The sequence below is a fragment of the Clostridia bacterium genome, assembly GCA_036654455.1.
In the GTDB taxonomy this organism is placed as follows: domain Bacteria; phylum Bacillota; class Clostridia; order Christensenellales; family CAG-314; genus JAVVRZ01.
The window spans coordinates 252133-265644 of the sequence record JAVVRZ010000002.1; the positions used below are offsets into that span (position 1 = coordinate 252133).

The following is a 13512-nucleotide window of genomic DNA, read 5'->3' on the forward strand; positions in this document are numbered from 1 at the left end:
GCATACAAAATTGTAAAATATTACGCATACAAAATTGTAAAATATTACGCACATAAAAACGAACTATATATAGCAACTCAAACTTATAAATTGAAGTATACGGCGTATAAAAAGGAAAGGTTGATTTAATTATTCGCTAATAATATTTCTTACAAACAAAAAGCTACAAATATTCTATTTTTTATAAAACACTTGAAATATTGTTAGTTATATGGTATATTAATCATTACAAACGAGGTAAATATGGGTAAAATTATAGCATTTTCTAATCAAAAAGGCGGAGTTGGCAAGACTACAACGGCAATTAATCTTGCAAACTATGTTTCTAACCTTGAACGCAAAGTTTTAATTGTAGACTTTGACCCGCAAGGCAACACTACAAGCGCCTTTGGCATTGAAAAAAATACGCTAAAAAATTGTATTTACGATTGTTTAATGGGAGACGCTCCGCTAGAAAAAATTATTACAAAAACTAGCCTTGACAATTTGTACATAGCGCCGAGCAATATTGATTTAGCCGCCGCCGAAGTCGACCTTGTCAACCTCTCTAACCGAGAATATGCGCTTAAAAAGTGTCTTGACCAAGTTAAGCACATATACGATTACATATTTATAGATTGTCCGCCTTCTCTCGGTTTGCTTACGCTAAACGCCCTTGTTTCTGCCGACAGCGTAGTAATACCAATACAGAGCGAGTTTTTTGCCCTTGAAGGTTTAAGCCAACTAATGAATACTATCAAAATTGTCAAGCAGCGCCTTAATCCAACGTTAAAAGTTAACGGAGTTATACTTACTATGTACGACAACCGTTCTATAATAAGCAAACAAGTCACTAGCGAAATACAGAAATATTTTGGTCAAAAAGTTTACGATGTTCCCGTGCCTCGCAATATTAAGCTAGTTGAAGCGCCAAGTTTTGGCGTGCCTATCTCGCAACACGCTCCGCATAGTTCGGGAGCGGTAGCGTACGAACTGCTAGCCAAACAATTTATCGCAAGGGAGGAAAAGTAAATGGCAAATAACAAGGGTCTAGGTAGGGGGTATGCGTCGCTACTAGGTATGAACGACGTTGACCTAGATGAAAAAATTGCTCCAAAAAAAGTTACCGAGTTAGGCGAACAGCCTACCGAAATAGAGTTAAACGAAATTGACCCAAACTACGAGCAACCACGTAAAGTTTTTAACGAAGAAAGTTTGAGAGAATTAGCCGACAGCATTAAGCAACACGGCGTGATTCAACCAATTATTCTTACCAAAGTCGGCGCAAGATTTATGATAATCGCCGGTGAAAGACGATTTAGGGCAAGTAAGCTCGCCGGTTTTAACACAATACCTGCTATTGTGCGTCACTACACGCCACAACAAATAAGAGAGGTTAGCTTAGTTGAGAACCTTCAACGTGACGACCTAAACCCCATCGAAGCCGCTCGTGCCATAAAAGAGTTGATTGATTCTTACAATCTAACGCAAGAGTCCGTAGCCGACCGTCTAGGTAAAAGTAGACCGGCAATTGCAAATACATTGAGATTGCTTTCACTTGACGCAAAAGTGCTTAAATTTATTGAAGAAGGTAGACTTTCGGCGGGGCACGGCAGAGCCTTAGTCGTAGTAGCAAGACCTGCCGACCAAATCAAACTTGCCGAACTTGCTTGCGACAATAAAATGAACGTTAGACAAACTGAAAAAGCCGTAAGGGAGCTAAATAATCCAAAGCCGACAAAAGAAGTCGCTAGCATAAGTTTAGAGCTTAAAGACCTTGTCGATAATATGCAACGAGCCTTTGCAACCAAAGTTTCGGCGATAGGTAGCGACGACAAAGGGCGTATTCATATAGATTACTATACAAAAGACGATTTAGATAGAATTTGTCTACTTATAAAAGATTGGTTAAACAAACAAAAGACTAACTAGCCATAAATATTTGTAAATTATGTTTGCATACTTTGCAAAATGGACATATAGTTTATTTATGGATATTATAAAATGAGGATTACAATATGATTGCTGGTTTTACTTATGTAGAAATTGGAATAGGGGTGATTGCGTTAATTTTCTTCTTTGTAGGTATGGCAAAGGGGTTTATGAACCAGCTACTAGGATTTATCGAGCTTGCGGCATATATAGCGTTTTGCGTTTTTTTACTTCAACCTATGGTTGCCTACGCCGATAAACTAATTCCCTCCCTTTCAATAGCCATTAACTCAGCCGTAGCAAATACCCCTGTTTTAAATTCAATAGGACTGGGAACAATAACTTGGTACGCAATTTGCGGTCTTCTTGTATACTTTATAATAGCCATTATCTTTATGCTTTTAAGAAAGCTTGCAAAGAAAATTGTTAGACCTAAAATTACAGGTAGACTCGATAAAGTGCTTGGTATTGCGTTGAGTTTGGGCGTATGCTACTGTTTCGTAGCTGTAATAGGCAGATTGATTGTTGAAGTAGACGTTTTAATACAACTACCCGAACAAATTCTTGTTTACTATGACATAGTTAAACAGCAATTTATCGGGGGCAAAATATTACCCGGCATTATTGTTGGCAATAACCCCTTAGGCGAATTTGTACTAAGCTTCTTTGCAAAGTAATTGACTGGCAAAGTTAGGTTAGGCAAAAAAGATTAAATTAAGTATACATAAATATCATTTATGTAAAGCTTGAATTAGTAAAACTTAAACATAACAGCAAAAATTCGATTTAACAAACTTAAAAATATTACTAATTAGTATAATCGCAACCGTTGGCATTATAGGCTAAATGACTGTAAAATGAAAAATATATTAATTGTTCATTATTAGGAGGATAGTTTTGAACTCATTGTTACTTTTTGAAGAAGTTTCTACTTCAACCGCAGGTAAACTTGGACCGTTTACATATTTAGAAGTTGTTGTAGGCGTTATTTTACTTCTCGCTATATTTAAAGGCGCAACCAAAGGACTTACCGGTCAAATCTTCAAATTAATCAGTCTTGGCGGTGGAATTGCTCTTGGCTGTATGTTTTTCAAACAAGTTGGCGGAGCTATCGGCAAGCTTGTTCCTATCGTAGCCGAAAAAATTGGAGAAACAATCGCTCAGTATGTTTGGTGGGTGGTAGGGTTTTTAGCAATTTGGATAGCAGTGTCAATAGTTGTATTTATTCTTGAAAAACTTATTGTAGGCAAGCAAAGCAAAAAAGCCGGCGCTATCAACCGTTTATTAGGCGTAGTTTTAGCCCTTGCCAAATGGTATGTTATACTTTGCGTTCTTTTTGCCCTACTTACGCTTATACCTTCGCCCGAAGAAAGTTCTTTTTTATACAAGGCATTAGAATTTATTGATACGCAAATTAACGGTGGCGCTTTCATTAAATATATTGCTAACGAAAATGCAAACTTTATTGGCAAGTGGGTTTTGTCTTTGTTTTCGGCAACCTAATATATCTTATGTAATTTATAATTTAATTTAACAATGTAATTTTAAATATTAATACGGCGGTTTGACCGCCGTATTTTAATTTTATATTGATACAATAGCAATTACTTATAGTTTATTGTGTTTTGTCTAATATTTGTACTGTATTACAAGAATGTTTATTATTTTGTTAAACATTTTCATTTACGCCATATATTTTTGTATTTACGCTTAATTGTAATTTCCCTATACGGTTTTGCAATTTTCCTATAATTATGCCTTATCGTAGCGGGCTACTTACGCCCCTATACATTTATAGCCTATACGCTAATTTTGGCTTGTGGGTCAAATAGAGGCGTTAAACGCTGGTATTTTTTGTATTTGTATAGGTTGAGTTAGTTTTTACCTATAATTTATCCCAAATTATTTAGTTTTATTTAATTTTAATACAAGTCTTTATCTTTTATTGATTTGTGTTAACTATACTTGAAACTTTATAATTACGCAGTAATTGTTTAGCGTTAGCGTTGTTGCTTTGTTTCACGTGAAACAGGTTTTGCTATACACTTACTTAAAATTTAATTGTTTCACGTGAAACAATTAAAAACAAAACTTAGCTTAATATATTATAATTGTAATAGGGGCGTGAAATATTAGTTGTTTCAAACCGTGCTAATTAAATATTTTGTAAATTAATAGTTTCACGTGGAACATTATAGGAGATAACGTCGAAGAATTCTTAATCGCATATAAATTTTCCTTGCTTATAATTTGTAGTTGTTTATGTGAAATTTTTCTTACTTAGTTAAGAAAATATACTAATGATGTAGAAACATTTAAACAGCAAGGCTTGTCACAACAACAACGCTACTTGCAACGCTCCAACCCTTGTCTTAAACGCCATACTTATTATTCAAGATAGATATAAGGGCTATCAATGTAAGGCAAGCTATCGTACGAACCTATTCTATCGAAAAAATAAAGAATAATTCCCTACAAAACCTAAGTTATCAAAATATTAAAATAAATATTGCACAAAGTCTATTTAGCCAAAATATTAAAGAATATCGTGCAAAGTCTACCTAACTAAACCTATAAAACAAAATATTGTATAATGAACAATGTTCATTATTTATCCACATATCCACATTCCGTTAAGTATCAATATGTCGTAATAGATAAGAGTCCGTTTACGTAAACTAATGTAACCAAATCTAAGTTACAAATAAATAATTTAGCAATTAAGTAGAGGCTAGGGCAAAGCGTATTAATAAGGCAAAGTATGGCGATTAGCAAGCGGTAACGAAATATTTATGTAGAGGCTAGGCAAAGCGTATTAATAAGGCAAAGTATGGCGATTAGCAAGCGGTAACGAAATATTTATGCAAAGGATAATTAAGTAGCAAATGTTCAAATTAAATAAACTACAAAAAAAGTCAAGTTTTGCTCGGTTGCGACACAAAAGAAAGATTAATAACTAACTAGCTTGTCAATAATTTACTCGATAAATAAACAAGGAGTAAAAATTATGGAAATCAGCGGTTATAATCAAGAAGCTAAAAACGAGCTAGCAAAGGTTCTGCCAAAAGAAGACGTAGTCTATATGTGTATAGGCACAGACAGCGTCTTAGCAGACAGTCTAGGTCCACGTGTAGGAAGTTATTTGCAAGAAAATATGAACAAGCCTATATTTGTATACGGAATTGCAAATAATAACATCACTGCAATAAACCTCTTGTCGGCGTATAGGTTTATTAAATTACTTCACCCCGATAAAAAAATCGTAGTAGTCGACTCTGCCGTTGGCGATACCGAAGAAATAGGAAAAATTATCTTCAACGACGCTCCGCTTTGTCCCGGCGCTGCGACAAACAAAAACTTGCCTAGCTTGGGCGATTATTCGATTATGGGCGTAGTTGCCGAAAGGGGTTTAAAGGACTTTTATAAAAAATCGGTTGATAAACAAACCTTAGTAGATAGCCTTGCGCAAATAATAAGTCAAGCTATATGCCAAAATTGCCCTAGCGTAGAAGTAACAAATTAAAAAATGCACAAACTTATGAAAGATTGGTGAAAAAAGTTTAAATTTGTATGTTGAGTTTGACACTCGGCGCTTATTGTGCTAAAATAAGCTACATTAAGAAACAAGGAGAATTTATTTGAATACAAATAAAAGAAGCGCCATAAGCACCCTGATATTAGTTATCTTGGCAATTGTTATGGTCGTTGTGTTTATATTTATGTTGGGCGGTAATGCTAACAAGAATACTACCTACAACGAATTTTTAAACGAACTTAAAAAAGACAATGTATTTGCCGTATATTATGATGGGCTATATACCGTTAAAGTCATTTATCGTAATAGTAGCGAGTACCAAAATATCATAAACGATGTAAATAATGGCGACAAAAAAATAGCCGACATTAAAATGTCAAAATACTTTGACCGTGCTTTCTATGCGCCTAGTCGTACGACTTTTGCGCAAGACGTCACAAAAATACTAGGGGAAGGACACTCAACGGTATTTGTCAATTATAGCAACCCCGAAACATTAAGTGTGTGGGATATAATTTATCCGTTACTGCTAGTCGCCTCAGTTGTAATAATGGGCGTGTTCTTATTTAAGATGTTAAAGCAACAAAATAGCCAAAATATGACATTTGGTAAGAGCAAAGCAAGGGTAACGCAAAATGTTAAGACACGCTTTACCGACGTAGCCGGCGCAGAAGAAGAAAAAGAGGAGCTTGCCGAAATTATCGAGTTTTTAAAATCGCCCAAACGGTTTACCGAACTAGGCGCAAAAATTCCTCGTGGCGTACTTCTTGTAGGCCCTCCCGGCACAGGCAAAACACTGTTTGCTAAGGCTGTCGCAGGCGAGGCAGGCGTTCCGTTCTTCTCAATTTCCGGTTCGGACTTTGTAGAAATGTTCGTAGGCGTTGGCGCAAGCAGAGTAAGAGATTTATTTGACACGGCAAAGAAAAATTTACCTTGTATTATATTTATCGACGAAATAGATGCTGTCGGCAGACAAAGAGGCGCAGGCTTAGGCGGTGGCAACGACGAAAGAGAGCAAACGCTTAATCAATTACTTGTCGAAATGGACGGTTTTGAAACAAATAGCGGAGTTATAGTAATGGCGGCGACAAACCGTGCAGACATTCTTGACCCAGCATTGCTTCGTCCGGGCAGATTTGACCGACAAATTTATGTTCAATATCCCGACGTACGTGGTAGAGAGGCAATCTTGAAGATACACGCTCGTAATAAGCCCTTAGGCGTAGACGTTGACTTCAAAACAATAGCACGCATAACACAAGGTTTTACCGGAGCGGATATTGAGAATTTACTTAACGAAGCGGCAATATTTGCCGTAAGAGCAAAACGCAAAGTAATTATTATGCACGATATTACCGAAGGCGTTAATAAGGTTATTATGGGGCCACAAAAGAAATCTCGCCTTGTAACCGAGCCCGACAAACGTATAACGGCGTACCACGAGTCCGGACACGCAATATTAGGGTCAATTTTAAAGTATTGCGACCCCGTGCAAGAAGTTACGATTATTCCTCGTGGACAAGCGGCAGGCTACACCTTAATGCGTCCCGAGAACGATAATATGCACATGACTAAGGCAAGACTTCTTGACGACATCACAATGAGTCTAGGCGGACGAGTTGCAGAAGAACTTGTAATTCAAAATATTACTTCTGGCGCAAGTCAAGATATCAAAGGCGTTACTCAACGGGCTCACAAGATGGTTACCGAGTGGGGTATGAGCGATAAATTAGGACCGCTTTATTATGGCACAGACGACGAAATATTTGTAGGTAGAAATTATCAAACAACTAAGGGTTACAGCGAAGAAATGGCAGGGCTAATCGATAGCGAAGTAAATAAAATTGTCAACGACTGTCACGAAAGGGCGACAAAACTTCTTAACGAAAAACTTGACGTTATGCACAATATGGCAAAAGTATTGCTCGAAATGGAAACAATTCATAGCAAACAAGTTGAAATGTTGATTAACGGAACATCGGCGGAAGAAGTGATTAAATCAATGGAAGAGGACGCTAGTAAGCTTATAGCTAAGGCAAACTCGGTAGTTAGCGAAGAAGTTGCCGAACCGACCAAGGTTGAACCGACTAAGGTTGAAGAACCTACCTCAAAAGATTAATAAATAATAATACAAGTCGTATTTAAAAAACGCAAGTTCTTTGTTATCAACGAGCTTGTGTTTTTTTATATCTTTTAAACATTTAGTAAATTTGTATTGAAAATTAAGGTAAAAAGTGGTATCATTACACATAATAGTATAAGGAGAAATTTTTATGAGAAAATCAGCAGATAAGGTTGCGCTCGTAGCCTTAATTATTTTAGGTGTAATATCTATGTCGCTTGAAGTAGTACTTACGGTGTTTACTCTCACTATCGACGGAGTAACTCGTATGGTAATCTTCATTATTCTTGCGACGCTGTTTCTAATCGACGCTGTTTATTTGCTGTGGTCAATATTTAGTTCGGGCGGAAACGTTAAGTCGCTTGTGCTGTTTGCAGACGACGCCTCTACAACAAAAACAACCATTAAAGTTATAAGAATTTTAGTTGCCGACTCGGCAAGACGAGTAGGAGGGGCAAGTATTAAAAAAGTCAAAGTTTCGCAAAACGAAGCAGGCATTAAGCTAACCATAACTTTGTCGGTAATAGGCGCAGAGGTAGAAGAAACCGTAGATACTTTGCGCTGCTTTATAGCTGATACCTTTATTAAGGTTTTGGGTATTCGTTTTGATATTATTGATTTCAATATTAAGAGATTAAAGCCCAAATATGTAGCCGACGAGGCGTTAGCTCGTGCCGAAGCGGTTAAACTTCAAGGTCAACGCCAATGCTCGCAACAATACAAAAAGAAATCAATGACGACCATCTTCGAAAGCGCCGAAGAAAAGAAGGAAAAAGACCAAGAGATTAAAGACCAAGAGATAGCTCAAAGTATTAAAGAAGAAGACCCAAGTCAAGAGGGCAGTCAACCCGAGCAAAAAGACCAAAGCGTAGACGGCGAGCAACCTAAGTCGCAACCCGAGCTACCGATAAGTCAGCATAAAGGCAAGGGCAAAAAGGGCAAAAAAGACGTTGCAACCGAGACTAAGCCACAAGACAAAACAACTATTTACGCCGACGAAGTCGAAGTAGTTAGTCAAGAAGAACAAAATTTACGTAGGCAAGAAGATTTAAATAGCCTAACGCACCGCATTGAAAATGTCGAATATAAGTTGACCGACCAAGACGATAACGACAATGACAAAACATAACTAAAAATTAAAGACAAGAATATCAACAATATTCTTGTTTTTTATAGCGAGAGTAAAAATGAAAAATTTAGATAAAATAGAGGGCGGATATCCTCGTCCTCAGCTTGTAAGACAAAGTTTTCTAAGCCTAGACGGTTTGTGGCAGTATTCTATTACAAATAGTAAAGATTTCCCTACAAATTACGACGGACAAATTATTGTTCCATTTTCACCCGAGGCAAAGTTGTCTGGGGTAGAAAAAGTTGTTATGCCACAAGACTATTTACATTATAACTTAGACTTTGAAATTAAGCGGGGCTTTAACAAGGGGCGAATTCTTTTGCACTTTGGAGCAGTAGACAGCATTTGCGATTGTTTTATCAACGGAAACTTTGTAGGCAATCACGTTGGCGGTTATACTCCGTTTAGTTATGACATCACCGAATTTGTAGCAGCCGGGCAAAACAACATTAAATTAATAGTTAAAGATTATACCGATACAAGCTATCATACACGAGGCAAACAAAGAATAAAGCGTGGCGGTATTTGGTATTCTATGCAAAGCGGTATTTGGCAAACCGTGTGGATAGAAAGCGTAGAAAGAAATTACATATCTTCTTTAAAAGTCGTACCCGATTATGACAATTCTAAGGTGGTAATAACAGTCGAGAGCGTAGGCAAATTGACTAATCTTAACGCCCTTGTTTCTTTTGAGGGCGAAGAAGTCGCAGTATGCGAGTTTGAGGGCGACACCGCCACAATACAATTAGATAACTTTCACGCTTGGGATACAACCTGTCCCGACCTATACGACCTACTTGTAATATGCGATACCGACGCAGTAACAAGCTACTTTGGTATGCGTAAATTCTCAATAGAAAAAGATAAGTATGGCTATAAACGTTTCTTTCTCAACAACAAAGTTGTTTTTTTAAACGGGTTGCTCGACCAAGGCTACAATCAACTCGGGTTGCTTACTCCGCCAAACCAAGAATTAATGCAACAAGACATTCTTACGGCTAAAAAAATGGGCTTTAATATGCTTAGAAAACATATTAAAATAGAGCCGTTAAAGTGGTACTATTATTGCGATTTATTAGGTATGTTAGTATGGCAAGATATGATAAACGGCGGTAGTAAGTATAGCAAATCTACCACAATGTATTTACCTTTTTTTAATATTAAAATTAAAGATAATCAATATAAACGCTTTGGAAGAAGCGACGATGCAAGTCGAACTCAATTCTATAAAGAATATAAAGAAATGCTTACTTATCTTCAAAATGTCGTGAGTTTGTGTGTTTGGACGCCGTTCAACGAGGGTTGGGGACAATTCGACAGCGTTGAGGTTACGGCGTACACCAAACAAGTCGACCCTACTAGGCTAGTCGATTCGGCTAGCGGTTGGCACGACCAAGGCGCAGGCGACTTTGCCTCTCAACATATTTACTTTAAAAAAGTACCAATAATTAAAGACAATAGAGCTATTGCTTTGACCGAATTTGGCGGATACTCCTACGCTGTACCCGACCATATTTTTAACGTCGGCAAGACTTTTGGCTACAAGAAATTTAAAGACAAAGACAAGTTGTTTAACGCCTACGTTAAACTATATTCTAGTCAAGTTATTCCATATATTAGCAAGGGGCTAAGCGTAGCGATTTATACTCAGCTAACCGACGTAGAGGACGAAGTTAACGGCTTAATCACTTACGACCGCTTAGTATGCAAATTTGATATTGACAGGATAAAAGAATTTAATGAAAGAATTAAAATCGACTAATTTGACCGACCTAGATTATATGCGTTTGGCTCTTTTAGAGGCTCAAAAGGCAAGCCGTCACGACGAAGTTCCAATAGGGGCTATTGTTGTGCTAGACGGTAGAATTATTGCCCACGCCACAAACAAGAGGCGTAAAGGGGATATCTTAGGACACGCCGAAGTAATTGCGCTAAAAAAAGCAAGTCGAAGGTTGCGTGACTGGCGTCTACAAGATTGCGATTTATACGTCACGCTCGAACCTTGCGCTATGTGCGTAGGGGTTGCAGTAAACGCTCGTATTAGACGCATTATTTTTGGCGCTTACGACTTAAACGCAGGTTGTTGCGGTAGCGTAATCGACCTAACAAAGACCTTTAAACTTAACCATACCGTAACCGTAACTAGCGGAATTATGCAAGAAGAATGTTCGAAATTAATTAGCCTATACTTTGCAAATAAGAGAAAGAAGGCTAAAAGTTTAGACAAAAAAATTAATAAAAAGATTTAAACTATTACGAAGTTTAAGATTAAAATTACTGTTATATATTTAGATAAAATTTATTTTAAAGTAAATTTAAAATTTAATAAATATAAAGAAAGTAACCAAATGTAATTTATAGCTAAGTATAATTTTACCAAAGCAAAATATTTTAAAAAAAAGGCGTCTATTAATGGCAAATGCATTAATTTACAATTTTAGCGGTACGGGCAACACCGGTATAGCTACAAACTTTATAGCCGAGCAACTTACCAAGCGAGGATACGAAGTACGGCAGGTCAAAATTACCTACCCCTTTTTACCTCCGCCAAGCCAAGCCTATGACGTAGTTGGTTTTGGGTACCCTGTTCACGCTTTTAATACCCCTCAAATTGTTTTAAAGTACGCTAAGTTGTTGCCAGATGTCGACAACGTTCCAACTTTTATATTTAAGACTAGCGGAGAGCCGTTTAAGCTCAACAACGCTTCTTCTTATTCTCTTTACCGCATTTTAAGTAAGAAGGGCTACCACGTCTTGACCGACACTCACTTACTAATGCCTTACAATATTTTGTTTCGTTACCCCGATTCGCTGGCAAAACAAATGTACCTACATACTAAGTCAATGGCAAAACAAATTGTAGACAAGGTTTTATCGGGCAAAAGCGATAAAATTCATTATAGTTTGCCGGCTATTATGTGGAGTATGTCATTTAGAGTAGAGTGGTTGGGAACTAAACTTAACGGCAGACTTATTAAAGCTACGGATAAATGCGTAGGCTGTGGCAAGTGCGTAAAGATTTGCCCAATGAACAACATTTCGCTTGTCAATGGCGTAGCTAAGTTTGGTCATAAGTGTACTATGTGTATGGCTTGCGCTATGGCTTGTCCGCAAAATGCCGTAAAAGCAGGCATAGTCAACCGATTTAAAGTAAACGGCAATTATGATTTTGAAAAACTTGCAAGCGACGACTCTATCCCCGGCGAATACATTACAAGCCAAACAAAAGGCTATTTTAAGACCTTTTTAAAATATTATAAAAAGAATTCCTTAAAAGAAGAATTTCAAACGGTAGCTAGTCAAACCGAAAGCGTTAAACAAGATATTGATGCGGTAGCTAGTCAAACCGAAAATATCCAAGATAAAGGCGACGACGCATAGGTAGTTAGTAAACTGTATTTAAGGCGGTAACAAGTCAAAAGAGTAAGTAGTTATAATACTTAACACACTTAAAGCGTAAACGCTATTATAAACGATAAGGACACAAAAATTAAAAACAAAATTTAATCTATACAAAAAATACCATCTTATTACTAAGGTGGTATTTTGTTTTAACAATTAATTAAATTGTAAGGTTGTTAATTTAGCGTAATTAAACGTTTATGGTTTAACTTCGGGCTTATTTACTACGCCTAATTCCGCTAGTCCGCTAGCGTTAAGGGTAAGTACAAGATAGCCATATTGAATTTTAACCGGAACATAGGTATTTACGGGGTTAAGCATAAATATCTTTGTTTGGTTCTTTTCGCACCACATACCCATACTCATTCCCTGCGTGGCTAATGCAAATAAGGCAAATTCGTTGCTAATGCCTTCAACTTTGTTATCGCCCTCGCCCACGCTACCCGTGAGGGTAACTCGGTCGGTCTCGGCGGACTTTAATTGAAGAGACATAACTTTATCATTTTGTAATGGTTCAAGTATAGGCAGAGGCGTACCTGCATTGAGTTGAGCCGGACTAAATGTTCTCATAATAAGAAATAGCATATTGTTATCGTAAACTTTGCCGGTAAATGTAATCTCCTTCTCTACTTTGGTAGGCGTATCTAAATAGTTGCTAAACGTTGATTTGCAAATATATTTCTTGCCCGTGTAGTCGTAGTTGCAGAATATGTTGTAATGATTGTAGACTTGCCTTGCTTTGCCTACGTAAACGCCCTGTACCGACCTAGAAGAACTTATTGGTTGCCAGTTGCCGGAATTATACTCGGTATACGACGCAATCGTAGTGGTAATGCTAAGTTCTAAGCCGTCTTTGCTAAGAGTAGCAATCCCAGCCTCTATTACTTGATTTATAAATGCTTGGCTAAGCCCATTGACGCTATATGTTTCAACTAGCGAAAGGTCGGTTGAGTATTTTTGCTTTTTGTCCTCAACGCTAATATTCTCAATCTTTGTAACATATTTGCCGACGGCGCTAAGCGGTTTTACTTGGTCGGTATTTTCGTGCAAAGTCGGTCTGTCTGCGCTTACGACCTTGCCTGCGACAAGCGTATTTAACGAGTCGATTACTCTTATATCATAAGTATGCGTTTCGGGTTCGATATCTACGTTCCAACGCTGAGTTTGCGTAATTGTGGGCTTAGAACAACCCGTAACAAGTAGCGCTAAAACTAAAAGAATGCTAATAAAACTAATTTTTTTCATTTTTGACCTCTCAATAAATATTCTTTGATTATATCATATAACAGCGCAAACTTCAATTATAAATAATCAATTTATAAAAAGTTAACCAAATTTACACAGTTTTATATTCTATACAAGTAAATTTTGCAATTTAACTTGAATAAACTTACTATTTAGCTTATAATTAAA

Annotated in this window: 11 protein-coding genes; 10 read left to right on the forward strand and 1 reads right to left on the reverse strand. The window is 37.1% G+C overall.

Annotated elements, in window-relative coordinates; translation table 11 throughout:
* The first annotated feature begins 243 nt into the window (after positions 1 to 243).
* The 10 genes from RR062_03270 (at position 244) to RR062_03315 (ending at position 12078) form a co-directional block, all read left to right on the forward strand.
* Entirely contained in the window at positions 244 to 1011 is a 768-nt protein-coding gene (locus RR062_03270) for an AAA family ATPase (GenBank protein ID MEG2026731.1), read from the forward strand.
* Positions 1012 to 1911 carry a ParB/RepB/Spo0J family partition protein gene (locus RR062_03275; GenBank protein MEG2026732.1) on the forward strand — a complete coding sequence of 300 codons (900 nt, stop codon included), beginning with the start codon at positions 1012 to 1014 and terminating at the stop codon, positions 1909 to 1911.
* A gap of 86 nt (positions 1912 to 1997) precedes the next feature.
* Positions 1998 to 2588 (forward strand): CvpA family protein, encoded by a 591-nt coding sequence (locus RR062_03280; GenBank protein ID MEG2026733.1) that lies wholly within the window; start codon positions 1998 to 2000, stop codon positions 2586 to 2588.
* A 220-nt stretch (positions 2589 to 2808) separates the two neighbouring features.
* A complete protein-coding gene (locus RR062_03285) occupies positions 2809 to 3414 on the forward strand; it encodes a CvpA family protein (GenBank protein ID MEG2026734.1) in 606 nt (201 codons plus the stop codon).
* A 1504-nt stretch (positions 3415 to 4918) separates the two neighbouring features.
* The gene (gene yyaC, locus RR062_03290; protein MEG2026735.1) at positions 4919 to 5434 is read left to right on the forward strand and encodes a spore protease YyaC; all 516 of its coding nucleotides are present in this window, start codon (positions 4919 to 4921) and stop codon (positions 5432 to 5434) included.
* Positions 5435 to 5549: 115 nt separating this feature from the next.
* Complete coding sequence (gene ftsH / locus RR062_03295) at positions 5550 to 7565, forward strand: ATP-dependent zinc metalloprotease FtsH (GenBank protein ID MEG2026736.1); 2016 nt, start codon at positions 5550 to 5552, stop codon at positions 7563 to 7565.
* 154 nt (positions 7566 to 7719) lie between these two features.
* The gene (locus tag RR062_03300; protein ID MEG2026737.1) at positions 7720 to 8697 is read left to right on the forward strand and encodes a hypothetical protein; all 978 of its coding nucleotides are present in this window, start codon (positions 7720 to 7722) and stop codon (positions 8695 to 8697) included.
* A gap of 58 nt (positions 8698 to 8755) precedes the next feature.
* Positions 8756 to 10459, forward strand: coding sequence for a glycoside hydrolase family 2 TIM barrel-domain containing protein (locus RR062_03305; GenBank protein ID MEG2026738.1), 1704 nt, complete (start codon positions 8756 to 8758; stop codon positions 10457 to 10459).
* Complete coding sequence (tadA, locus tag RR062_03310) at positions 10437 to 10946, forward strand: tRNA adenosine(34) deaminase TadA (GenBank protein MEG2026739.1); 510 nt, start codon at positions 10437 to 10439, stop codon at positions 10944 to 10946. Before RR062_03305 ends, tadA begins: the two co-directional genes overlap by 23 nt.
* 163 nt (positions 10947 to 11109) lie before the next feature.
* On the forward strand, positions 11110 to 12078 hold the full coding sequence (locus RR062_03315; protein ID MEG2026740.1) for an EFR1 family ferrodoxin: 969 nt from the start codon (positions 11110 to 11112) through the stop codon (positions 12076 to 12078).
* 219 nt (positions 12079 to 12297) lie between these two features.
* Here the strand turns inward: RR062_03315 and RR062_03320 are convergent, their stop codons facing one another.
* Entirely contained in the window at positions 12298 to 13344 is a 1047-nt protein-coding gene (locus RR062_03320; protein MEG2026741.1) for a hypothetical protein, read from the reverse strand.
* Positions 13345 to 13512 lie beyond the last annotated feature (168 nt).

Coding starts and splice junctions, on each gene's coding strand:
- RR062_03300 (MEG2026737.1), top strand. CDS start 7,720: ATGAGAAAATCAGCAGATAAGGTTGCGCTCGTAGCCTTAATTATTTTA.
- RR062_03275 (MEG2026732.1), top strand. CDS start 1,012: ATGGCAAATAACAAGGGTCTAGGTAGGGGGTATGCGTCGCTACTAGGT.
- RR062_03270 (MEG2026731.1), top strand. CDS start 244: ATGGGTAAAATTATAGCATTTTCTAATCAAAAAGGCGGAGTTGGCAAG.
- RR062_03315 (MEG2026740.1), top strand. CDS start 11,110: ATGGCAAATGCATTAATTTACAATTTTAGCGGTACGGGCAACACCGGT.
- RR062_03280 (MEG2026733.1), top strand. CDS start 1,998: ATGATTGCTGGTTTTACTTATGTAGAAATTGGAATAGGGGTGATTGCG.
- yyaC (MEG2026735.1), top strand. CDS start 4,919: ATGGAAATCAGCGGTTATAATCAAGAAGCTAAAAACGAGCTAGCAAAG.
- tadA (MEG2026739.1), top strand. CDS start 10,437: ATGAAAGAATTAAAATCGACTAATTTGACCGACCTAGATTATATGCGT.
- RR062_03305 (MEG2026738.1), top strand. CDS start 8,756: ATGAAAAATTTAGATAAAATAGAGGGCGGATATCCTCGTCCTCAGCTT.
- RR062_03320 (MEG2026741.1), bottom strand. CDS start 13,344: ATGAAAAAAATTAGTTTTATTAGCATTCTTTTAGTTTTAGCGCTACTT.